The following is a 20,342-nucleotide window of genomic DNA, read 5'->3' as shown; positions in this document are numbered from 1 at the left end:
AGGTTGCTGGGCCTGCGGTTGGGTTGCCGACAGCGGTCAGCCGCCACCGATGGCGTGCACCACTTCGACCTGGTCGCCATCGCTCAGCGCGGTGGTGTCATGCTGACTGCGCGGCACGATGTCCTGATTCAGCTCAACCGCCACGCGGCGGCCAGCCAGCTCAAGGCGTGCCAGTAGCCCGGCGACGCTTTCGCCAGCAGGCAATTCGTAGGGTTCACCGTTCAGTTGGATACGCATGCTCACGGCCACCATTGTTCTTTGGGGCCCGCATTCTAGCGCCGAAAGGCCGCGCAACCCAAGGCCACCGCACGCCATTAGTCGTTAATGTGGACTGGGCGGTCAGCCCAGTCGCCATGCGGCGAGCCCTAGGCAGAGCCACCCTGCCAGGAAGCACAGGCCGCCGATGGGCGTGATCATGCCCAGCTTGCTGATGCCCGTCAGTGTCAGCAGGTACAGGCTGCCGGAGAACAGCACGATACCCAGCACGAACAGATAACCGGCCCAACCCACCAGCCGGCCAGGCAGATGGACCGCCAGCAATGCCACGCCAAACAGCGCCAGCGCGTGAACCAGTTGGTAGGTGACTCCGGTGTGGAAAATAGCCAGGTAGTCAGCGCTGAGTCGATTTTTCAGGCCGTGGGCTGCAAAGGCGCCCAGGGCCACGCCGGTAAAACCGAAAAAAGCGGCAAGCATCAGGAAGCTGCGAAGCATGGGACGACTCCTCGAATCGGGTCTGTATAATGGCCCTTCCCCAACGTCCGGCCAAGCCACCCTATGCTGCGAAACCTTCTCCGACGTCTTCTGCGCGCTCTGCTCTGGTTTGCCGCCGTGAGTATCGTGCTGGTCCTGGTGTTTCGCTGGGTACCTCCGCCCGGCACGGCGTTGATGCTCGAGCGTAAGGTGCAATCGTGGGTAAGCGGCGAACCGATTGACCTGCAGCGCGAATGGGTGAGTTGGGACCATATCTCCGATGACCTCAAGGTGGCTGTCATTGCCGGTGAAGACCAGAAATTTGCCAGCCACTGGGGCTTCGACATACCCGCCATCCAGGCAGCCCTGGCCTTCAACGAGCGTGGCGGTAACGTGCGCGGCGCCAGCACCCTGACCCAACAGGTGGCCAAGAACCTGTTCCTGTGGCCAGGGCGCAGCTGGCTGCGCAAGGGTCTGGAAGCATGGTTCACTGGCTTGATGGAGCTGTTCTGGACCAAGCAGCGCATTCTCGAGGTCTACCTCAACAGTGCCGAGTGGGGCCAAGGGGTATTCGGTGCCCAGGCAGCCGCTCGCTATCACTTTGGCGTGGAAGCCAGTCAGCTCAGCCGGCAGCAAGCCGCACAACTGGCCGCCGTGCTGCCCAGCCCCCTCAAGTGGAATGCTGGCAAGCCAAGCACCTACGTAGCCAGCCGCGCGGGCTGGATTCGCCGCCAGATGAGCCAGCTGGGCGGGCCCAGCTACCTGATGCAACTGGACACATCACGCAGGCCATGAGCCTGTCACCGCATACAGAGCAGGCATGAAAAAGCCGCTATCCCCTTGCAGGGCAGCGGCTTTTTGTCGAACAGAGAACGATCAGGCAGCGATCAAGGCCTTGACCTTGTTCATCGCGTTCTTCTCCAGCTGGCGAATACGCTCGGCCGACACGCTGTATTTCTCGGCCAGCTCATGCAGGGTGGCTTTCTCTTCGGCCAACCAGCGCTGGTACAGAATATCCCGGCTACGGTCATCCAGGCCCTGCAGGGCTTCATGAAGGTTGCTGGTGGAGTTGTCGCTCCAGTCTGCATCTTCAAGTTGTACCGCCGGGTCGTAACGGTGGTCTTCCAGGTAATGCGCTGGCGACTGGAAGGCACTGTCGTCGTCGGCTTCGGCCGCCGGATCGAACGCCATGTCGTGACCGCTCAGACGGCTTTCCATCTCGCGTACTTCACGAGGCTCGACCCCCAGGCTTTCGGCAACCCGATGCACTTCGTCGTTGTTCAACCAGGCCAGACGCTTTTTCTGGCTGCGCAGGTTGAAGAACAGCTTGCGCTGGGCCTTGGTGGTCGCCACCTTGACGATGCGCCAGTTGCGCAGGATGAACTCGTGGATTTCGGCCTTGATCCAGTGCACGGCGAACGACACCAGGCGCACGCCCATTTCCGGGTTGAAGCGCTTGACGGCCTTCATCAGGCCGACGTTGCCTTCCTGGATCAGGTCGGCCTGGGCCAGCCCATAACCGGCATAGCTGCGGGCGATGTGCACGACGAACCGCAGGTGGGCCATTACCATTTGCCGAGCAGCTTCGAGGTCCTGCTCGTAATAGAGACGCTCAGCCAGATCCCGCTCCTGCTCGACAGTCAGCAGCGGGATGCTGTTGACCGTATGCACGTAGGACTCCAGGTTTGCACCGGGTACCAGGGCATACGCAGGTTGCAACGATGTGGTCATTAAAGAACCTCCGACTTACTGAACTCGCGCTTTTCAGGCGCTGCCTACATAGACCTGAGGCCCAGGTACAAGTTCCAACGGGCGCGCCCAGGCCAATGCTGGCAAATAAAAACTATCGCGGCGCCAGCTCGTTCAAGTGGCGGGCGACTGCAATCCATGCACCGATATACCCCAACAGCACCGCTCCGATCAAGAGCGAAAGACCATCGGAGGCCGGTACGCCACCCAAGGCAAAATCGCTGCCATACAGACCAGAAAGGCTCACCACGGCCTCGTTCAGCCACCCTAGGCCAAACGCCAGGATAGCCCAGGCCAACAGGCCCGCACCCAGGCCGTACAAGGCCCCCATGTACAGGAAAGGCCGGCGTACGTAGGCATCGGTGCCCCCCACCAGCTTGATCACCTCGATCTCGACACGGCGGTTCTCGATATGTAGACGAATTGTGTTACCAATTACTAAGAGCAGCGCGGAAATCAGCATGACGGCCAGCCCGAATACGAACCGGTCCCCAAGCTTGAGGATGGCCGCCAGTCGCTCGACCCATACCAGGTCCAGCTGCGCCACATCGACGCGCGGCAACTCGGACAGGCGCTGACGCAGCGCTTCCAGAGCCGGCTTGTCGACTTCGGTCGGGGTCACCACGACCACGCCGGGCAGTGGGTTGTCGGGCAACTCTCGCAGCGCCTCGCCGAGGCCCGATTGCTGCTGGAACTCCTGCAGTGCCTGCTCGCGACTCACATACTGCGCCTCTGCTACGCCCGGCATGCCCTTGATTTCATCGCGCAACGCCTCGCCGTCACGGCTGTTGGCATCGAGCTTGAGGTACAGGGAGATTTGCGCGGCGCGCTGCCAGGACCCGCCCAATTGCTCGACGTTCTTGAGCAGCAATGACAGCCCCATGGGCATGCTCAGCGCCACGGCCATCACCATGCAGGTGAAGAAGCTGCCAATGGGTTGCTTGCCCAGTCGCCGCAAGCTGTCCGCCAGGCTGGCGCGATGGCTTTCAAGCCAGGCGTGCATAAGGGTACGCAGGTCCGGGCCGTCATCGTCGGCGCCTGCACCACGCTTCTTGGCAGGCTGGGGGTCGGCAGGCTTGGGCGCAACGCGCTCGGAAACTTTTGGTGAACGTGTGGTGCTCATTGTCCGGCCTCCCCGTCGCCGATCAAACGGCCGCGCTGCAAGGTCAACATGCGGTGACGCATGCGCGCGATCAGGGCCAGGTCGTGGCTGGCGATCAAGACCGTTGTGCCCAGTCGGTTGATGTCTTCGAAAACACCCATGATCTCTGCGGCCAGGCGCGGGTCGAGGTTGCCGGTTGGCTCGTCGGCCAGCAGCAAGGCTGGCTGGTGCACGATGGCGCGGGCGATACCCACGCGCTGCTGTTGGCCGGTCGACAAGTCGGCAGGGTACAACTCGCCTTTGTCGACCAGAGACACCCGCTCCAGCGCCGAGTCCACGCGCTTGGCGATCTCGGCCTTGGACAAGCCCAGTATCTGCAGGGGCAAGGCAATGTTGTTGAAGACCGTGCGGTCGAACAGCAACTGGTGGTTCTGGAACACCACGCCTATCTGGCGGCGCAGGAACGGGATCTGCGAATTGCTGATCTGACCCAGGTCCTGCCCGGCCAGCATCAGTTTGCCGCTGGTGGGACGCTCCATGGCCAGCAGCAGGCGCAGCAGCGTACTTTTACCTGCACCCGAATGCCCGGTGACGAACAGGAATTCGCCCCGACGCGCCCGGAAACTCAGCTCGTGCAGCCCCACGTGGCCGTTGGGGTAGCGCTTGGCAACCTGTTCGAATCGAATCATGGTCAGTCTCGCTCGGCGAACAGGGCCTTGACGAACGGCTCGGCTTCAAAGGTGCGCAGGTCATCGATCCCCTCACCGACACCGATGAACCGGATAGGCAGCTTGAATTGCTTGGCCAGGGCGAAGATGACACCACCCTTGGCGGTACCGTCGAGCTTGGTGAGCGCAAGACCGGTCAGCTCCACGCTCTGGTGGAAATACTTGGCCTGGCTGATGGCGTTCTGGCCGGTACCGGCGTCGAGCACCAGCAGCACTTCGTGCGGCGCATCGGGATCGAGCTTGCCGATGACGCGGCGGACCTTCTTCAGCTCCTCCATCAGGTTGTCCTTGGTGTGCAGGCGCCCGGCAGTGTCGGCGATCAGCACATCCACGCCCCTGGCCTTGGCTGCCTGCACCGCGTCGAAGATCACCGAGGCGGAGTCGGCGCCAGTGTGCTGCGCGATCACCGGGATGCGGTTACGCTCACCCCACACCTGCAACTGCTCGACCGCTGCGGCCCGGAAGGTATCGCCTGCAGCCAGCATCACTTTCTTGCCTTCCATCTGCAGCTTCTTGGCCAGCTTGCCGATGGTGGTGGTCTTGCCGGCGCCATTGACGCCTACCACCAGGATCACATAAGGCTTGTTCTGCGCCGCCACGACCATCGGCTGCTCGACAGGCCTGAGCAACGCGGCCAGCTCTTCCTGCAAGGACTTGTACAGCGCGTCGGCGTCGGCCAGCTGCTTGCGGGCCACCTTCTGCGTCAGGTTCTGAACGATGGTGGACGTGGCCTCCACGCCGACGTCGGCGGTCAGCAGGCGGGTCTCGATCTCGTCGAGCAAATCGTCATCGATGACTTTCTTGCCCAGGAACAGGCTGGCCATGCCTTCGCCAATGCTGGCGCTGGTCTTGGACAACCCCTGCTTGAGGCGGGCGAAAAAGCCTGCTTTCACAGGCTCGGACTGAGCGGCTTCGACGGACGGGGCAGCCTCGGCCTCGATGTGCAAATCGACCTTGGCCGGCTCTGCAACGGGCTGGACTGCCGGCGCAGGCGCCGGGCGATCCGGAATCACTGGTGGCGCCTTGGCTTGCAGATCGGGCACCAGCGCCACGGGTTCTTCTGCAACCGGCAGCACCAGGTTGCTCACGGGGGCAGGAACTTCCACTTCAGGCACAGCAGCAGGCGTTGGTGCAGGTGCAGGTGCAGGTGCAGGCACGTGTGGTGCAGGGTCGGCGACCGGCGCGGGTGCCACAGGCACAGCGACCTCGGGCAAGGGCGCAGGCGTCACCTGAACTGGGGGTGTCGGCTCCGCAGTCGGCGCTACGGCCGGGGCAGCTTGCTCGGCCAGCGGTGCAGGCCCATCCGTTTGATCGGGTGTCGCTGGCGCGGGCGCTTGGACAGCAGGGGATTTTTCCGTCGGCACGTCCGCTTGCGCAGGTGGCTGCGGCTTCTTGCGGAACCAGCCGAACAGGCCTTTCTTCTCGCCAGCCTCGGCCGGCGCTTTTTTGTCGTCGTTGGAACCAAACATGGAAGACGGCTATCTCAGGGTAGCGATGGCCCGCTAGGGCGCATCAGGAATTCTTTCTACGCAGAACAGACTATCTAGAAGCCGGCTGGTTCATGCGCAACGTTTTGTCTTGATGTCCTGCAGGCCAGAACGGCGACAGGCATGGTCGCCAGGCAACCGGATCAGTATCCTAGCACCTCCTGGCCTGCCGACGCTAAACCCAGCGGGCCGCCGAACAGGTTAAACACCGTATGAATGCTCTAGCCCGCCGCGCCGCTGGCCTGTTGCTCGGCACGCTGTGCCTCCCGCTTGCGGCCTTCGCCGCCGATGTGCAACCCACTCACGAATTCATCCTGGATAACGGCCTCAAAGTGGTCGTGCGCGAAGACCATCGCGCCCCGGTGGTGGTCTCGCAGATCTGGTACAAGGTCGGCTCCAGCTACGAGACGCCTGGCCAGACCGGCCTTTCGCATGCGCTCGAGCACATGATGTTCAAGGGCAGTGCCAAGGTCGGCCCTGGCGAAGCCTCGCGCATCCTGCGGGATTTGGGCGCCGAAGAGAACGCGTTCACCAGCGACGACTACACCGCCTACTATCAGGTGCTGGCGCGCGATCGCTTGCCGGTCGCCTTCGAGCTGGAGGCCGATCGCCTGGCCAGCCTGCGTCTGCCGGCCGACGAGTTCAGCCGTGAAATCGAGGTCATCAAGGAAGAGCGCCGCCTGCGCACCGACGACCAGCCCAATGCCAAGGCGTTCGAGCTGTTTCGTGCCATGGCCTACCCGGCCAGCGGCTACCACACCCCAACCATCGGCTGGATGGCTGACCTGGAGCGCATGAAAGTCGAGGAGCTGCGCCACTGGTACACCTCGTGGTACGCCCCCAACAACGCCACGCTCGTGGTGGTGGGCGATGTTACCGCCGACGAAGTCAAGGGCCTGGCCCAGAAGTACTTCGGCGCTATTCCTCGCCGGGACACACCTGCGGCCAAGCTGCCGCTGGAGCTGGCAGAGCCCGGCCAGCGACAGCTGACCCTGCACGTGCGCACCCAGCTGCCGAGCCTGATCTACGGCTTCAACGTACCTGGCCTGCCCACGGCCCAGGACCCTCGCACGGTGCATGCCTTGCGCCTGATCTCGGCCTTGCTCGATGGCGGCTACAGTGCACGCATGCCCGCACGACTGGAGCGCGGGCAGGAGCTGGTGGCCGGGGCCTCGTCCAGCTACAACGCCTTCACGCGCGGCGACAGCCTGTTCCTGATTTCAGCCACGCCCAACGTGCAGAAACAAAAAACCCTGGCAGACGTGGAAAAGGGCATCTGGCAACTGCTGGATGAACTCAAGACCACACCGCCGACGGCAGAAGAGCTCGAGCGCGTGCGCGCCCAGGTCATCGCCGGGCTGGTGTATGACCGCGACTCGATCAGCAGCCAGGCAACCACCATCGGCCAGCTGGAAACCGTCGGCCTGTCCTGGAAGTTGATCGACAGCGAGCTGGACGAACTCAAGCGCGTTACCCCTCAGGACATCCAGCAAGCTGCCCGTACCTATTTCACCCGCGAACGCCTGAGCGTTGCCCATGTTCTGCCCGAGGAGTCCGCTCATGAGTGACCGTCGCTTGCATCGTCCCCACTGGCTGGCTACGGGTATCTGTACCTGGGCATTGACGGCTGCACTGGCCGTACCGGCACTGGCCGAGGACGCTGCCAAGGCTGGCAATGCACAAGCCCGGCAGGCCAACACTTTACAGTCCCTGGCCGAGCTTGACGGCAAGGCGCCCACTACCCGCCAGCTGAACATCCAGCACTGGAATACGGCTGAAGGCGCGCGGGTGCTGTTCGTCGAGGCCCGCGAGCTCCCGATGTTCGACCTGCGCGTGACCTTCGCCGCCGGCAGCAGCCAGGACGGTGACACACCAGGCCTGGCGGCCCTGACCAACGCCATGCTCAACGAAGGCGTAAAGGGCAAGGATGTGACTGCCATCGCCCAAGGCTTCGAGGGCCTTGGGGCGGATTTCGGCAACGGCTCGTACCGCGACATGGCCGTCGCTTCGCTACGTAGCCTCAGTGCCAAGGACAAGCGCGAACCGGCCTTGAAGCTGTTTACCGAGGTCACAGGCAAGCCCACCTTCCCGGACGAGGCGCTCAAACGGCTCAAGAACCAGATGCTGGCCGGCTTCGAGTACGATAAGCAGAACCCCGGCAAGCTTGCAGGCAAGACGCTGTTCACCCACCTGTACGGCGAACACCCTTATGCGCATCCCAGCGATGGGACACCGCAAAGCATCACCGGCATTACCCTTGAGCAGTTGCGTGCGTTTCATGCCAAGGCTTACACACCGGGCAATGCCGTCATTGCACTGGTGGGCGACCTGAACCGCAGCGAAGCCGAGGCAATTGCCGCGCAGGTTTCAGCCGGCCTGCCCAAAGGCCCGGCCTTGCCTGCCCCAGCCCAGCCGACAGCGCCCAAGGCAGGCTTCACCCACATCGAGTTTCCGTCCCAACAGACACACCTGATGCTCGCAGAGCTGGGTATCGATCGCCAGGACAAGGATTGGCCAGCCTTGTCACTGGGCAATCAGATCCTCGGTGGCGGCGCGTTCGGCACGCGGCTGATGAGTGAGGTGCGTGAAAAGCGCGGTCTGACCTACGGTGTCTATTCGGCCTTCAGCCCGATGCAAGTGCGCGGCCCGTTCATGATCAACCTGCAAACCCGCGCCGAACTCAGCGAAGGGACATTGAAGCTGGTTCAGGGTATTCTGGCCGACTATCTGCGCAGCGGCCCTACCCAGCAGGAACTGGACGATGCCAAGCGCGAGCTGGCTGGAAGCTTCCCGCTTTCCAATGCGAGCAATGCCAGCATCGTCGGGCAACTGGGCGCCATCGGCTTCTACAACCTGCCATTGAGCTGGCTGGAAGACTTCATGCAGCAGTCCCAGGCCCTGACCGTCGAACAGGTCAAGGACGCCATGAACAAGCATTTGTCCGCCGACAAGCTGGTCATCGTCACAGTCGGTCCGAAGGTGCCGCAGAAGCCACTGCCAGCCCCTACTGATAAACCCTCCGGGCAACCGCTCGGGGTACCGGAGCACTAATGCCAAGATCCAACCCTCCCGCCCGCCAGCAACCGGGCCAGAGCAAGGGCCAGGGCCACCTGCGCATCATCGCGGGCCAATGGCGCAGCCGTCGTCTGGCCGTGCCCGATGGTGAGGGCTTGCGCCCTACACCTGACCGGGTACGCGAGACGGTTTTCAACTGGCTGGCCCCCTATATTGAGGGCGCGCACGTGCTCGACGCCTTCACCGGCAGCGGGGCGTTGGTACTGGAGGCCCTGTCTCGCGGGGCCGAGGATGCCGTGGCACTGGACAGCAATTCTGCCGCCATCGCCAACCTCAAGCACAACCTCGAGATCCTGCGCTGTCCACGGGGGCAGATCCTTCAGACCGATGCCTTGCGCTATCTGCAAGGCCCTGCCAAAAAGCAATTCGACCTGGTATTCCTGGACCCACCTTTTCATCAGCAGTTGCTGGCAGACACCTGCAACCTGCTCGAACAGAACCAGTGGCTGAGCGAGCAAGCGTGGGTATATACCGAGAGCGAAGCGGCTCCGTCGACCTTGCAGCTACCTGCCAACTGGCGACTGCACCGGGAGAAGAAAACCGGACAGGTGCATTACGCACTGTGGCAACGGGGCTAACTATTTAGCGCAGCTGGCGCCCCACGTTGACTGATGCTGCTCGGGTCTCTAGCCATCCGAGCACCTCAGCATGACCGTATCGCTCTCCGCGCCTTCACTGGCCGATGATGTCTCGGCGGCGCTTGCCTCTCTTGCAGGCGCCAGCCCCTCCCCTGTGCAGCATTTCACGCTTGAAAACGGCCTGTCCGTCTACCTGAGACAGCAGAGCCGAAATGCCCTCGCCGCCGTCCAGCTCTGGTACAACGTCGGTACCCGTCACGAGCCAGCAGGGCAGACGAACCTCTCGCACTTGCTCGAACACGTCATCTTCGAAGGCAGCCGCAAGCTTGAGCCTGGGCAGTACGCGAAAGTCGTTGCCCGCCTTGCGGGACAGGCCAATGCCAGTACTCTCCTCGATGCCACCTCTTTCGACATGTTGTTGCCTGCATCGCGCCTGCCCGTTGCGCTCGAACTGTTGGCAGATGCCATGGACACGGCCACATTCGGGTTGCCCGAGTTGACACGAGGCGCCAAGGCGATCGCTGACGAACGACGCCTGAAAGTAGACGCCCAGCCCATCCAGCAAGCCTACGACCGTCACTTGGCCCTGGCTCACGGCAGCAGCCCGTATGCGACCCCAAGCTTCGGTTCGGCGATAGATCTACAGAACATCGACCTGCCAACGCTGCGGCAGTGGTACACCACCCGCTACCGGCCTAACAACGCCACGCTCGTCGTGGTGGGCAACGTGGAACTGGAAACGTTGAAACAGCAGGTCGAAACGTACTTCGCGCACCTGGAGCGCGGTCAGCTGCCAGACTCGCCTTTTCCCCGCTCAGACGCTCCAATGGCGGAACGCAGCCAGGCCGTTAGCTTGCCCGGCCTTAGCCATGGCCTGCTGATGTCCTTCAACGTCCCCAGTTGTGCCACAGCCAACGATGCACTCACGAGCAAAACCCTCGAGCTGATCTGTGAAGTGCTGGCCGAGGGCTCCAGCGCTTGGCTGTATGCCGAACTTGTCAGGGGACGGGGCCTGCTGACAGGCGTTGCCGCAACCTATGACCCCCTTGTACGTGGCGACACCGTAATCACCTTCTCAGCCTACGTGAACACACTGAATGCGACCCTCGAACAAGCTACTGAAGCGACTTATGAGCAGATAGCACGCTTGCAAACCGAAGCCTTGTCGGCTGAACAGTTGCAGCAGATAAAGCTGCGACTGCTCGCCCGCCAGCTTTTCTCTCTCGACAGCGCAACGGCCCAAGCTTCGCAAATCGGCGCCATGGCCGCGACAGGGCAACCAGCAAGCCTGATCGACGAACATGCGCGCCTGATATCGATCATCGACAGTGCTCAGGTGCAGCAGGTAGCGCGCACTTATCTGGGGCGTGAGCGGCTGACCACCACCTCTCTTCTACCAGGAGCGCAAGCATGAACGACGATCAGATACGCCAACCAGCACCTGTGCTGTGCCAAGGGCCTGCCATCGATACGGCGCGGCAAGCGATGGCAAGGCTGAGCTCGACCCAGCGTGTCGAACTCGACCAGCCTCCTGCACTCCTGGCCACGGCTGAGCGGTGGGAGACGGCGCAAGGCACGAAGGTCAGTTTCATGGCTACGCATGATCGCCCCATGATTGATCTGGTGCTGCGATTCCGGGCAGGTAGCGCACTTGATGGCGATCACCCAGGGCTGGCCGCGCTGACGCTCTACAGCCTTGATCAGGGCACGGCAACCCTGAGCGCGGCGCAATTTGCCGAGCAAATGGCTGCAAGGGGCGCCATCGTGGGACGCTCGTTGAGCGAAGAAAAAGCCACGATCACGCTAACGTGCCTGAGCACACCCGGTTTGCTGCGAGCAGTTTCGCAAACGCTGGCGCAGATGCTGGCTCGCCCTGCGTTTCGCCCAGAGGACGTTACGAAGATACGTGATCGAATAGCGCTCTACCAAGGCCGGCAAAAACTCAATCCGCTGGCACGCCTGATCAATACAACCACCGGTCATGTCTTCAGCGGCCATCCGTACGCGTCGCACGCCGATGCTGGGATCATCGGCCCCTTGACCACTGACCAAGTGCGGGCTTTTCATGCAAAGGCCTACTCGGCCAATAACCTCGACATAGGGCTGGTCGGCGACCTTAGCCGGGACGACGCAGAGCAACTGGTCAATGACCTGACACGTGATTTGCCGCAGCAGTGGGCAGCGCAGCCGCCGTCCATGCTGGCTGAGCAGTCGCCGCTGTCACACCATATCACGCACCCTGGCAGTGCAACTCAGGCAATGCTGACAGTGGCCGTTCCTGTGCTACCCAGCGACCCGGTCTATGCTGCACTGGAGTTGCTGACCGAGATTCTTGGCGGCAACCACGAAGCGCGCTTGCCTCAGGAACTGCGCCATCTGCGAGGGCTGACCTACACGGTCACCACCAAACTCAGGCACTTGGATGCTGGAACACTGCTGCACATACACTGGGACGTCGCCCCCCAATACCGGGAAGCTTCACATGCACTGGTCGCAGGGATGCTGGACTGCCTGCACACACGTGGGCCAACTCAGGTCGAGTGCGACATGGCCGTCAATCAGATCGCTGCCCGGCTGCACCGCCAACTGGCCGACAGCGCACATCTGGCAGCGACATTGGCCACGCACAGCCATCAGGGCTTGCCCGCCGATTACCTGACCACCCATCTGGACAGGCTTGCTTCATTGACCCCTGCATACCTTCGTGAAGTGGCGCAGGTGTGGTGGCGAAAGGCACCTCAGGTATTCGTCACCCTCGGCCCCGACGCTGAGCAGTCCCCCTTGCCTGCGCCGGAGCCAGCCCAGCGATAGGCGAGCACGGGGTAAGGCGAGTCAGTGAAGGCTGATACAAGCGCTGTTTCATGGCACTCTAGCCGGGCACATCACGAGTTGCCCAGCATGCCAAGTTCCAGCGCCCTGTTTCATCCTGCCAAAGGCCTTTCCAACCCTCACCTGCAAACATTGTGGGGACCGCTGTGGCGCAAGACGCCGACGCTGCAACGCGAGCGCGAACGCATCTGGCTGGCGGACGGGGACTTCATCGACCTTGACTGGCATGGCCCGCACCAGCCCCATGCGCCGCTGGTGCTGGTGCTTCACGGGTTGACGGGGTCATCGGGCTCACCCTATGTCAAAGGCTTGCAACAGGCGCTGCACGCACTGGGCTGGGCGAGCGTCGCGGCGAACTGGCGGGGCTGCTCTGGGGAACCGAACCTGCTGCCCCGCAGCTACCATTCCGGCGCCAGTGAGGACCTGGCTGAGATCGTCAGTCACCTGTGTGCCAAAAGGCCGCTGGCGCCCCTGTACGCGGTGGGCTACTCCCTGGGAGGCAATGTCCTGCTCAAATACCTGGGCGAACAGGGTGACAACAGCCGGTTGCAGGCGGCAGTCGCCGTTTCCGTGCCTTTTCGCCTGGATCAGTGTGCCGATCGTATCGGCCTGGGGTTTTCGAAGGTGTACCAGGCGCATTTCATGCGCGAGATGCTGGCCTATGTGCAGGTCAAGCAGCGCCTGTTCAAAGACCATGGTCACCCAGAACGGCTGGCAATCCTGGAGCAGCTCGGTCCACTGCATGGCTTGCGCACGTTCTGGGATTTCGATGCCAAGGTCACTGCACCGCTGAACGGTTTTCAGGATGTGCACGACTATTATCGCCGCGCTTCAAGTGGCTTCTACCTGAACCATAACCGTACCCGGACCCTGATCATCCAGGCCAGCGACGACCCCTTCGTCTCGCCTCTGAGCGTGCCGACGGCAGATGAGCTGGCCCCAGGGACCGAGCTTGAGCTGCACGCTCAGGGTGGCCATGTCGGGTTCGTCGACGGCAGCCTGCGAAAACCGGGCTATTACCTGGAGCGCCGAATTCCGCAATGGTTACGCGAAGGCCTGTAGTGGAGGGCCTACTGGTCGCCCGTTGCCACTGCATGCTCAGAGCGGGTGATCCACTCACTCCATGAGCCTGCATACAGTTTGCCGAGCGGGTAACCGGCCAATGCCAGCGCGAACAGGTTATGACACGCCGTTACCCCTGAACCGCAGTACGCAACCAGATGCTCAGGCGCGCGTCCCTGCAGCTGCTGCTCGAAACGTTGCCGGAGTTGCTCGGGCGGAAGAAACCGGCCGTCGCTGCCAAGGTTCTCGGTGAAGGCGGCGCAGCGTGCGCCAGGGATGTGTCCTGCCACTGGGTCGATGGGTTCCATGTCGCCACGAAAACGTGGCAATGCGCGCGCATCCAGCAGGGTCAGGTCTGAGCTGCCCAGGCGCTGAACCAGGCTTTCGGCATCGATCAGCATGGCCTCATCGGGCTGGCCGCTGAAGTTGCCTTCGCGCCGGGCCGGGGGATCCAGGCTCAATGGCAGGTGCGCGGCGTGCCAGGCGGTCAGGCCGCCGTCCAGGATTGCAACGCCACTGCGTTTGCCCAGCCAGGCCAGCAGCCACCAGCCTCGCGCCGCATAGGCACCGGTACCGTCGTCGTACAGCACCACGTCGCTCTCGTTATCTACGCCCCATTCGCGCAGGCGCGCTACCAGCTTTTCTGGATCAGGCAGCGGGTGTCGCCCTGTCACACCCTTGCTGACCGGGCCGCTGAAGTCTCGCTCAAGGTCGGCAAAGTGCGCCCCTTCGATGTGACCCAAGGCGTAACTGCGCTGACCGTAATCCACATCCTCAAGGGCGAAACGACAGTCGAGAATGACAAGGCCGGGTGAATCCAGCCGCTCGGCCAACTGCTGCGGGGTGATCAACTGCGCAAGTGACATGACAATCTCCTGATCGATGTAATCCCGGGCCCGGGCGCTAGTGCTCAAGCGCCTGAATGAACGGTACGTGAAACTCGCTGCACAAGGCCTGCACGGCATTGCGCGCAGGCTCGGTGACGAACCCCAGCTCAAGGGCCAGCACCTGATAGACGCCCCGCTTGAACGCTTCTTCACCCAGGTGCGTTGCATGCTCCCGGGTCGTGCTGAGAAAGCGCACCCACGAGGTGAGCACGATCCAGGCATTGATGGTCAGCGACTCCTGCTGCGCGGGGTTCATCGCCAGAATACCCGCCTCGACGAAGCCGCGGTAAATGGCCTTGCCCTGACGCATGCAGCGTGCGGAGAAGCGCCGATAACGGGCTGCCAGCTCAGCATCGCTGCCCAGCAGATGCTCCAGGTCCCGGTGCAGGAAACGGTAGTTCCACATGGCAGCCAGCAGCGCCTGCAAGTAGAACCGCTTGTCCTGCACCGCCAGCGGGCGCCCCTGCGGCGGACGCAGAAAACTGTCTACGTGCGTTTCGTACTGGCTGAACAAAACCGCGATGATCGCCTGCTTGTTGGGGAAGTGGTAATAGAGATTGCCTGGCGAGATGCCCAGGTGCGCCGCGATATGGTTGGTGCTGACGCTGCGTTCGCCCGACTGATTGAACAGCTCAAGGCTGCTCTGAACGATTCTCTCGCGGGTCTTGATGGGCCGGGCCATGTCCAGCATCCTGTCTACGGAGCAGTGAAAACCGCCATGGTACGAGGTATTGCCAAGGCGTTGCACCGTATCAAAGCGCCGTGCCCTCGCACCATTGGCTGGCCCAAAGTATAGTGCCTTGGCCGGCCGCATGACTTGGCCGGGCGCAGTCGCTGCGCTACCATCCGACTCCCCAACGCACTCCAGCCAGGATGACGCGATGAACCGAGTGTTGTACCCGGGTACTTTCGACCCCATTACCAAAGGCCATGGCGATCTGGTCGAGCGCGCCTCGCGGCTGTTCGACACCGTGATCATTGCAGTGGCCGCCAGCCCCAAGAAAAACCCTTTGTTCCCGCTGGAACAACGCGTGGAGCTGGCCCGTGAGGTCACCAGGCACCTGCCCAATGTCGAAGTCATCGGCTTTTCCTCGTTGCTGGCGCATTTTGCCAAGGAGCAAGGTGCCAATGTGTTCCTTCGGGGTTTGCGTGCAGTGTCGGACTTCGAATACGAGTTCCAGCTGGCGAACATGAACCGTCAACTGGCACCCGACGTCGAGAGCCTGTTTCTCACGCCGTCGGAGCGGTACTCGTTCATCTCGTCGACCCTGGTCCGCGAAATAGCCGCACTGGGGGGCGATATCAGCAAATTCGTGCACCCGGCCGTGGCCGATGCGCTGACTGAACGCTTCAAGAAGTAAAGCCGCTGTTCCAGATCGTCGCGCCTGCGTGCACTGCAGGCGCGAATGCGGCACAATTGTGCCCATTGCGTTGAACATGCCCGGGCGCTGAGCCCCGGCCGGAGCCCCCATGTCCCTGATCATCACCGACGATTGCATCAACTGCGACGTCTGCGAACCCGAGTGCCCCAACGAGGCCATCTCCCAAGGCGAAGAGATCTACGTGATCGACCCCAACCTGTGCACCCAGTGCGTGGGTCATTACGACGAGCCGCAGTGCCAGCAGGTCTGCCCGGTCGACTGCATCCCACTGGATGAGGCGCACCCGGAAAGCGAAGAGCAACTGATGGCCAAGTACCTCAAGATCACTGGCAAGGCCTGACGCTGCCGGCCGTCGGCATCCTCGCGCATCGGCCTCTCCATGGCGATCATCCCGAAGCGCGCACGGCCTCAGCGTTGGCAGCGCGGGCAGAACACACTGGCGCGTTGCCCAAGCTTCACATCCCGCAACTCGGTGCCACACACCTTGCAGGGCAAGCCGCCGCGCCCGTAGGCGAACAGTGTCTGCTGGAAGTACCCTGGCTGGCCATCACCGCCGATGAAATCGCGCAGCGTGGTGCCGCCCAGTTCGATGGCGGCCGCCAGCACGCGTTTGATCTCGATGGCCAGCTTCAGGTATCGCGCCCGCGAGATGCCACCGGCCGCTCGGCGCGGATCGATGCCGGCAGCGAACAGTGCTTCGGTCGCATAGATGTTGCCCACCCCAACGACCACGGCGTTGTCCATGATGAAGGGCTTGACCGCCATCGAACGGCCTCGGGACAGCTGGAACAGTCGCTCACCGTCAAACAGGTCGGTCAGCGGTTCGGGGCCGAGCCGCAGCAGCAATTGATGGTTGAGCGGGTCCTGGCTCCAGAGCATGGCGCCAAAGCGGCGCGGGTCGGTATAGCGCAGCATCAGACCGGATTCGAGCTCGATGTCCACGTGCTCATGCTTGCCAGCCGGCAAGCCCGCCTCCACCAGCCGTAGATTGCCCGACATGCCCAAGTGGCTGATCAGGGTGCCCACTTCGGCATTGATCAGCAGGTACTTGGCCCGGCGTTCGACCGTGACGATGCGCTGCCCGGAGAGCCGCACGTCCAGGTCTTCCGGGATCGGCCAGCGCAAGCGGCGATCACGCACGACCACGCGGCTGACGCGCTGACCTTCGACGTGCGGTGCAATACCGCGCCGGGTGGTCTCTACCTCGGGTAACTCAGGCATGTATCAGTGCCCACCTAGTTCTCGGATGTTCTGTTTGAGGTTGTCGAAGTCGTATTCCGACAAGCCTATGTAATCGAGCACCAGCGGCCCCACTACGTTCCATTCCTGATCCACCGACTGGTTGCCCAATACCCGGTAGGAGGCACAGATATGCTCGGCCATCTTGAGCACCGCCAACAGGTTTTTCATCTGGCTCTGGTTGTTGCGGGCACTGTCATCGCGAAACACCGCCAGCGCGTTGTGGTGGTTGGCGATGGCCCCGGTCAGGTGTTCGGGCAAGCGCCAGGACTTGGCCGTGAAATAGCCGACGACGGCATGATTGGTGTTGAAGGCGCGGTTCTCCGTGTCCACGACGCGGGTCTGCTCGTCGGTTTTTGCATAGGCTTCTTCGAGCACATCCATGTACGTGGGGAAGCGCTTTAGCATCAGCGGAACGCCGCAGTCGTGGAACAAGCCGAGGGTATAGGCTTCGTCGGCAGGCTGAATACCCGTGCGCTTGGCCAGCGTCAGGCAGGTCATCGCCACATCCTGCGCGGTATCCCAGAACCGGTTGAGCGTGACGATGGTTTCATCGCTCATTTCGCCCTTGATCGACTGCGCGTTGATCAAGTTGATGATCGAACGACTACCCAGCAAGTTCACCGCACGCTGGATCGAGCCTATCTTGTTGGACAGGCCAAAGTGCGCCGAGTTGACCAGCTTGAGCAAGGCGCCCGACAACCCAGGGTCCTGTGCGATCAGTTTGGCGATGGTTTCCAGGTCCGGATCAGGCATGTACTGCTCGAACTGCAAATCGACCATGATCTGCGGCTGCGGCGGGATGGTGATGCCTTGCAAGGCTTGCTGGATCTGTTCGGCGGTGAGTTCTTGGGACATGCGTGCACACTCGTATGGGACTGCCAATTCTACCGCGATGCACCCCACAGAACTAACCGCTGGATCAGTGAACTTGAACTTTCACAAGCGCGGACGGGCCTGTTTATCATATTCATCGAGTAAAGGAGCAAGGCCCATGGGTACTGAATTGAACGGCAAGCGCGTGGCCATCCTGGTGACTGATGGCTTCGAACAGGTGGAATTGACAGGCCCGCGTGACGCCCTGCAGCAGGCAGGTGCGCAGGTGCACGTGCTGAGCGAGAAGCAAGGCACGGTGCGCGGCTGGAACCACGACGAGCCCGCGGACGAGTTCAAGGTCGACGGCACCTTCGACAGCGCCAGCGCCAGCGAGCTTTATGATGCCGTGGTCCTGCCAGGCGGCGTACAGAACTCGGACACCATTCGCCTGGTTGAAGGCGCCCAGAAAATCGTCAAAAGCCATGACGCAGCCGGCAAACCGATTGCCGTGATCTGCCACGGCGGCTGGCTGCTGATTTCGAGCGGCTTGACCCAGGGCAAGCGCATGACCAGCTTCAAGACCCTGAAGGATGACCTGCGCAACGCTGGCGCCGAGTGGGTCGACGAAGAAGTGGTGGTTGACGGGAACCTGATCAGCAGCCGGCAGCCCGATGACATCCCTGCCTTCAACAAGGCACTGATCCAGGCCCTGTCGTCCTGACCGCTGGCGCTCAGCAATAAGGCTGGGTAGGGGTTATACTCCCGCTCTTTTTTCCGGAGCGACGTCATGTCCCTGCCCAGTCTTCGCCTTAAAGCCAATGCCGACCGCCGCCTGCGCGCAGGCCACCTGTGGGTCTACAGCAACGAAGTGGACGTTGCCGCCACCCCGCTTCAAGGCTTGCAGGCCGGTCAGCAGGCCGTGCTCGAAGCCGCCAACGGCAAACCACTGGGCATCGTTGCCCTGAGCCCCAATAACCTGATCTGCGCCCGCCTGCTGTCACGCGACGTTAAACTGCCGCTGGACAAATCGCTGCTGGTGCACCGCCTGAACGTGGCCTTGTCCCTGCGCGAGCGCCTGTTCGACAAGCCGTGCTACCGACTTGTCTATGGCGATTCCGATTGGCTGCCGGGGCTGGTCGTCGATCGCTTCTTCGACATTCTGGTGGTGCAACTGGCATCGGCAACCATGGAAGCGCACAAGGATGAGGTCATCGCGGCGCTGGTCCAGGTGCTCAAGCCAAGCGGCATCCTGTTCAAGAACGATTCGGCAGCCCGCGATGCCGAAGGCCTGCAGCGCTATGTGGAAACCGTCTACGGTGAAGTCCCGGATTGGGTACCGCTGGAAGAAAACGGTGTCCGTTTCGAAGCCCCGGTCCGTGAAGGCCAGAAAACCGGCTGGTTCTATGACCACCGCATGAACCGTGCACGCCTGGCCCCCTATGTTCAGGGCAAGCGCGTACTCGACCTGTTCAGCTACATCGGCGGTTGGGGCGTGCAGGCAGGTGCCTTCGGCGCCAGCGAAGTGTTCTGCGTCGATGCCTCGGGCTTTGCCTTGGATGGCGTTGAACGCAACGCCCAGCTCAACGGTATCGGTGACAAGCTGACCTGCATCGAGGGCGACGTCTTCGAAGCCTTGCGCGAACTCAAGGCAGCCGAGGAACGCTTCGACGTGATCATTGCCGACCCGCCCGCCTTCATCAAGCGCAAGAAAGACCTGAAGAACGGCGAGGCTGCCTACCGCAGGCTCAACGAGCAGGCCATGCGCATGCTGAACAAGGACGGCATTCTGGTCAGCGCTTCCTGCTCGATGCACCTCCCCGAAGACGACCTGCACAACATCCTGCTGACCAGTGCCCGTCACCTGGACCGCAACATGCAGTTGCTCGAGCGCGGTGGTCAGGGCCCTGACCATCCGGTGCACCCGGCGATTGGTGAAACCCGCTACATCAAGAGCATTACCTGCCGGTTGCTGCCTAACAGCTAAACCAAGACGGGGGCCTGGGTGGCCCCCGATCGTTTTAAAGCCCAAGCACCTGGGTCGCGATCCCGAAGTACACCAATACGCCTGCTGCGTCGGCAATCGAGGTGATCAGCGGCCCGCTGGCCGTGGCAGGGTCCAGCTTGAGCCGGCTCAGCAGAAACGGCAGGCTCATGCCGATCAGGCTGCCGACCAGCACGATCACCACCATGCTGCTGGCCACGATCAAGGCGATCTGCGGGCCGCCCCGCAGCAGCCCAAGCGATGCCACGGCCATCGCCATGGTGCAGCCCAGCAGCAGCGCGACGCCAAATTCACGGCCCAGCATTCTTCCCCAGTCGCTCAGCGTGACCTCGCCTGTGGCCAGACCTCTGACCATGAGAGTAGCCGACTGCGAGCCGGCATTGCCGCCGCTGTCCACCAGCAGTGGCAGAAAGAATACCAGCGCGATGTGCGCGGCAATCGTTTCTTCGAAGGCCGCGATGCCGGCCCCTGAGAACAGGTTGCCGAACACCAGCAGCACCAGCCACAGCACACGCTTGCGGTACAGCAACCCGAGGGTCGCATGCCGCAGGTCACCGATGGTGTTAGTGAGGGAGGCGCCTTTGTGAAAGCTTTCGGTGGTTTGCCGCCGTTGCGTATCGAGCGCAGCGTCTACGGCACAAACAGCGGTGTTTTTATCGATAGGGTTTTGCATGAAGTTCTCCAGGCGCCGACCAGGCGCCTGCAGGCTTCAGCCT

22 protein-coding genes are annotated in these 20,342 nt (G+C 62.3%); 11 read left to right on the top strand and 11 right to left on the bottom strand.

All coding sequences use genetic code 11. The features are described from left to right. Window positions 1-36: 36 nt before the first annotated feature. Window positions 37-237 carry a sulfur carrier protein ThiS gene (thiS, locus tag FH041_RS18685; RefSeq protein WP_033728350.1) on the bottom strand — a complete coding sequence of 67 codons (201 nt, stop codon included), beginning with the start codon at window positions 235-237 and terminating at the stop codon, window positions 37-39. A gap of 102 nt (window positions 238-339) precedes the next feature. Next, complete coding sequence (locus FH041_RS18680) at window positions 340-711, bottom strand: DUF423 domain-containing protein (protein ID WP_027913492.1); 372 nt, start codon at window positions 709-711, stop codon at window positions 340-342. Between the two features lie 63 nt (window positions 712-774). Between FH041_RS18680 and mtgA the strand changes: the two genes are divergently transcribed. Next, window positions 775-1,485, top strand: coding sequence for a monofunctional biosynthetic peptidoglycan transglycosylase (mtgA, locus tag FH041_RS18675; protein WP_049695319.1), 711 nt, complete (start codon window positions 775-777; stop codon window positions 1,483-1,485). An 81-nt stretch (window positions 1,486-1,566) separates the two neighbouring features. Here the strand turns inward: mtgA and rpoH are convergent, their stop codons facing one another. The 4 genes from rpoH to ftsY all read right to left on the bottom strand — a co-directional run bounded on the left by rpoH (window position 1,567) and on the right by ftsY (window position 5,738). Next, entirely contained in the window at window positions 1,567-2,421 is an 855-nt protein-coding gene (rpoH, locus tag FH041_RS18670) for an RNA polymerase sigma factor RpoH (RefSeq protein WP_023532728.1), read from the bottom strand. A 112-nt stretch (window positions 2,422-2,533) separates the two neighbouring features. Then, window positions 2,534-3,562 carry a permease-like cell division protein FtsX gene (gene ftsX, locus FH041_RS18665; protein ID WP_027913490.1) on the bottom strand — a complete coding sequence of 343 codons (1,029 nt, stop codon included), beginning with the start codon at window positions 3,560-3,562 and terminating at the stop codon, window positions 2,534-2,536. After that, on the bottom strand, window positions 3,559-4,230 hold the full coding sequence (gene ftsE / locus FH041_RS18660; protein ID WP_023532835.1) for a cell division ATP-binding protein FtsE: 672 nt from the start codon (window positions 4,228-4,230) through the stop codon (window positions 3,559-3,561). Before ftsE ends, ftsX begins: the two co-directional genes overlap by 4 nt. Before the next feature lie 2 nt (window positions 4,231-4,232). Further along, complete coding sequence (gene ftsY / locus FH041_RS18655) at window positions 4,233-5,738, bottom strand: signal recognition particle-docking protein FtsY (RefSeq protein WP_140174935.1); 1,506 nt, start codon at window positions 5,736-5,738, stop codon at window positions 4,233-4,235. Between the two features lie 230 nt (window positions 5,739-5,968). Here ftsY and FH041_RS18645 point away from each other — a divergent pair, with 230 nt between their 5' ends. From FH041_RS18645 to FH041_RS18620, 6 genes are all read left to right on the top strand, one after another. Beyond that, window positions 5,969-7,324 (top strand): pitrilysin family protein, encoded by a 1,356-nt coding sequence (locus FH041_RS18645; RefSeq protein WP_027913488.1) that lies wholly within the window; start codon window positions 5,969-5,971, stop codon window positions 7,322-7,324. Further along, window positions 7,317-8,807: a pitrilysin family protein gene (locus FH041_RS18640; RefSeq protein WP_027913487.1), complete on the top strand. Its 1,491-nt coding sequence runs from the start codon at window positions 7,317-7,319 to the stop codon at window positions 8,805-8,807. The genes FH041_RS18645 and FH041_RS18640 overlap by 8 nt, the downstream gene beginning before the upstream one ends. Then, entirely contained in the window at window positions 8,807-9,409 is a 603-nt protein-coding gene (gene rsmD / locus FH041_RS18635; protein ID WP_027913486.1) for a 16S rRNA (guanine(966)-N(2))-methyltransferase RsmD, read from the top strand. Before FH041_RS18640 ends, rsmD begins: the two co-directional genes overlap by 1 nt. Before the next feature lie 70 nt (window positions 9,410-9,479). Next, on the top strand, window positions 9,480-10,823 hold the full coding sequence (locus FH041_RS18630; RefSeq protein ID WP_050437982.1) for a pitrilysin family protein: 1,344 nt from the start codon (window positions 9,480-9,482) through the stop codon (window positions 10,821-10,823). Further along, the gene (locus FH041_RS18625; protein WP_140174933.1) at window positions 10,820-12,220 is read left to right on the top strand and encodes a pitrilysin family protein; all 1,401 of its coding nucleotides are present in this window, start codon (window positions 10,820-10,822) and stop codon (window positions 12,218-12,220) included. The genes FH041_RS18630 and FH041_RS18625 overlap by 4 nt, the downstream gene beginning before the upstream one ends. An 87-nt stretch (window positions 12,221-12,307) precedes the next feature. Then, window positions 12,308-13,300, top strand: coding sequence for a hydrolase (locus FH041_RS18620; RefSeq protein WP_140174931.1), 993 nt, complete (start codon window positions 12,308-12,310; stop codon window positions 13,298-13,300). Between the two features lie 8 nt (window positions 13,301-13,308). Here the strand turns inward: FH041_RS18620 and FH041_RS18615 are convergent, their stop codons facing one another. Together FH041_RS18615 and FH041_RS18610 are read right to left on the bottom strand one after the other, a co-directional pair. Continuing rightward, a complete protein-coding gene (locus FH041_RS18615; RefSeq protein ID WP_110606377.1) occupies window positions 13,309-14,166 on the bottom strand; it encodes a sulfurtransferase in 858 nt (285 codons plus the stop codon). Between the two features lie 37 nt (window positions 14,167-14,203). Next, window positions 14,204-14,869 (bottom strand): TetR/AcrR family transcriptional regulator, encoded by a 666-nt coding sequence (locus FH041_RS18610; RefSeq protein WP_027913481.1) that lies wholly within the window; start codon window positions 14,867-14,869, stop codon window positions 14,204-14,206. Window positions 14,870-15,068: 199 nt separating this feature from the next. Between FH041_RS18610 and coaD the strand changes: the two genes are divergently transcribed. Both coaD and FH041_RS18600 read left to right on the top strand, forming a co-directional pair. Beyond that, window positions 15,069-15,548 carry a pantetheine-phosphate adenylyltransferase gene (coaD, locus tag FH041_RS18605; protein WP_023532462.1) on the top strand — a complete coding sequence of 160 codons (480 nt, stop codon included), beginning with the start codon at window positions 15,069-15,071 and terminating at the stop codon, window positions 15,546-15,548. A 109-nt stretch (window positions 15,549-15,657) separates the two neighbouring features. Further along, a complete protein-coding gene (locus FH041_RS18600; protein ID WP_023532594.1) occupies window positions 15,658-15,909 on the top strand; it encodes a YfhL family 4Fe-4S dicluster ferredoxin in 252 nt (83 codons plus the stop codon). 68 nt (window positions 15,910-15,977) lie between these two features. Here FH041_RS18600 and mutM read toward each other — a convergent pair whose 3' ends face one another. Continuing rightward, window positions 15,978-16,790 carry a bifunctional DNA-formamidopyrimidine glycosylase/DNA-(apurinic or apyrimidinic site) lyase gene (gene mutM, locus FH041_RS18595; protein ID WP_028686700.1) on the bottom strand — a complete coding sequence of 271 codons (813 nt, stop codon included), beginning with the start codon at window positions 16,788-16,790 and terminating at the stop codon, window positions 15,978-15,980. 3 nt (window positions 16,791-16,793) lie between these two features. Then, window positions 16,794-17,612 (bottom strand): HDOD domain-containing protein, encoded by an 819-nt coding sequence (locus FH041_RS18590; RefSeq protein WP_173645904.1) that lies wholly within the window; start codon window positions 17,610-17,612, stop codon window positions 16,794-16,796. Window positions 17,613-17,802: 190 nt separating this feature from the next. Here FH041_RS18590 and FH041_RS18585 point away from each other — a divergent pair, with 190 nt between their 5' ends. Further along, window positions 17,803-18,345 carry a type 1 glutamine amidotransferase domain-containing protein gene (locus tag FH041_RS18585; RefSeq protein ID WP_140174929.1) on the top strand — a complete coding sequence of 181 codons (543 nt, stop codon included), beginning with the start codon at window positions 17,803-17,805 and terminating at the stop codon, window positions 18,343-18,345. A 66-nt stretch (window positions 18,346-18,411) separates the two neighbouring features. After that, complete coding sequence (locus FH041_RS18580) at window positions 18,412-19,608, top strand: class I SAM-dependent rRNA methyltransferase (protein ID WP_027913478.1); 1,197 nt, start codon at window positions 18,412-18,414, stop codon at window positions 19,606-19,608. Window positions 19,609-19,642: 34 nt separating this feature from the next. Here FH041_RS18580 and FH041_RS18575 read toward each other — a convergent pair whose 3' ends face one another. Further along, window positions 19,643-20,299, bottom strand: coding sequence for a magnesium transporter (locus tag FH041_RS18575; RefSeq protein ID WP_088522827.1), 657 nt, complete (start codon window positions 20,297-20,299; stop codon window positions 19,643-19,645). Window positions 20,300-20,342 lie beyond the last annotated feature (43 nt).

The organism is Pseudomonas sp. SWI7, from assembly GCF_006351945.1.
Taxonomy (GTDB): domain Bacteria; phylum Pseudomonadota; class Gammaproteobacteria; order Pseudomonadales; family Pseudomonadaceae; genus Aquipseudomonas; species Aquipseudomonas fulva.
The sequence above is the reverse complement of the archived record's forward strand: the minus strand, read 5'-3'. Positions and strand labels throughout refer to the sequence as shown.

What these genes read in the sequence shown, in the direction of transcription:
- FH041_RS18585 (WP_140174929.1), top strand. Translation starts at nt 17,803, where the DNA reads ATGGGTACTGAATTGAACGGCAAGCGCGTGGCCATCCTGGTGACTGAT.
- thiS (WP_033728350.1), bottom strand. Translation starts at nt 237, where the DNA reads ATGCGTATCCAACTGAACGGTGAACCCTACGAATTGCCTGCTGGCGAA.
- FH041_RS18615 (WP_110606377.1), bottom strand. Translation starts at nt 14,166, where the DNA reads ATGTCACTTGCGCAGTTGATCACCCCGCAGCAGTTGGCCGAGCGGCTG.
- FH041_RS18600 (WP_023532594.1), top strand. Translation starts at nt 15,658, where the DNA reads ATGTCCCTGATCATCACCGACGATTGCATCAACTGCGACGTCTGCGAA.
- FH041_RS18630 (WP_050437982.1), top strand. Translation starts at nt 9,480, where the DNA reads ATGACCGTATCGCTCTCCGCGCCTTCACTGGCCGATGATGTCTCGGCG.
- ftsX (WP_027913490.1), bottom strand. Translation starts at nt 3,562, where the DNA reads ATGAGCACCACACGTTCACCAAAAGTTTCCGAGCGCGTTGCGCCCAAG.
- mtgA (WP_049695319.1), top strand. Translation starts at nt 775, where the DNA reads ATGCTGCGAAACCTTCTCCGACGTCTTCTGCGCGCTCTGCTCTGGTTT.
- coaD (WP_023532462.1), top strand. Translation starts at nt 15,069, where the DNA reads ATGAACCGAGTGTTGTACCCGGGTACTTTCGACCCCATTACCAAAGGC.
- FH041_RS18645 (WP_027913488.1), top strand. Translation starts at nt 5,969, where the DNA reads ATGAATGCTCTAGCCCGCCGCGCCGCTGGCCTGTTGCTCGGCACGCTG.
- FH041_RS18680 (WP_027913492.1), bottom strand. Translation starts at nt 711, where the DNA reads ATGCTTCGCAGCTTCCTGATGCTTGCCGCTTTTTTCGGTTTTACCGGC.
- FH041_RS18640 (WP_027913487.1), top strand. Translation starts at nt 7,317, where the DNA reads ATGAGTGACCGTCGCTTGCATCGTCCCCACTGGCTGGCTACGGGTATC.
- ftsY (WP_140174935.1), bottom strand. Translation starts at nt 5,738, where the DNA reads ATGTTTGGTTCCAACGACGACAAAAAAGCGCCGGCCGAGGCTGGCGAG.
- FH041_RS18625 (WP_140174933.1), top strand. Translation starts at nt 10,820, where the DNA reads ATGAACGACGATCAGATACGCCAACCAGCACCTGTGCTGTGCCAAGGG.
- ftsE (WP_023532835.1), bottom strand. Translation starts at nt 4,230, where the DNA reads ATGATTCGATTCGAACAGGTTGCCAAGCGCTACCCCAACGGCCACGTG.
- FH041_RS18620 (WP_140174931.1), top strand. Translation starts at nt 12,308, where the DNA reads ATGCCAAGTTCCAGCGCCCTGTTTCATCCTGCCAAAGGCCTTTCCAAC.
- FH041_RS18610 (WP_027913481.1), bottom strand. Translation starts at nt 14,869, where the DNA reads ATGGCCCGGCCCATCAAGACCCGCGAGAGAATCGTTCAGAGCAGCCTT.
- FH041_RS18580 (WP_027913478.1), top strand. Translation starts at nt 18,412, where the DNA reads ATGTCCCTGCCCAGTCTTCGCCTTAAAGCCAATGCCGACCGCCGCCTG.
- rsmD (WP_027913486.1), top strand. Translation starts at nt 8,807, where the DNA reads ATGCCAAGATCCAACCCTCCCGCCCGCCAGCAACCGGGCCAGAGCAAG.
- FH041_RS18575 (WP_088522827.1), bottom strand. Translation starts at nt 20,299, where the DNA reads ATGCAAAACCCTATCGATAAAAACACCGCTGTTTGTGCCGTAGACGCT.
- rpoH (WP_023532728.1), bottom strand. Translation starts at nt 2,421, where the DNA reads ATGACCACATCGTTGCAACCTGCGTATGCCCTGGTACCCGGTGCAAAC.
- mutM (WP_028686700.1), bottom strand. Translation starts at nt 16,790, where the DNA reads ATGCCTGAGTTACCCGAGGTAGAGACCACCCGGCGCGGTATTGCACCG.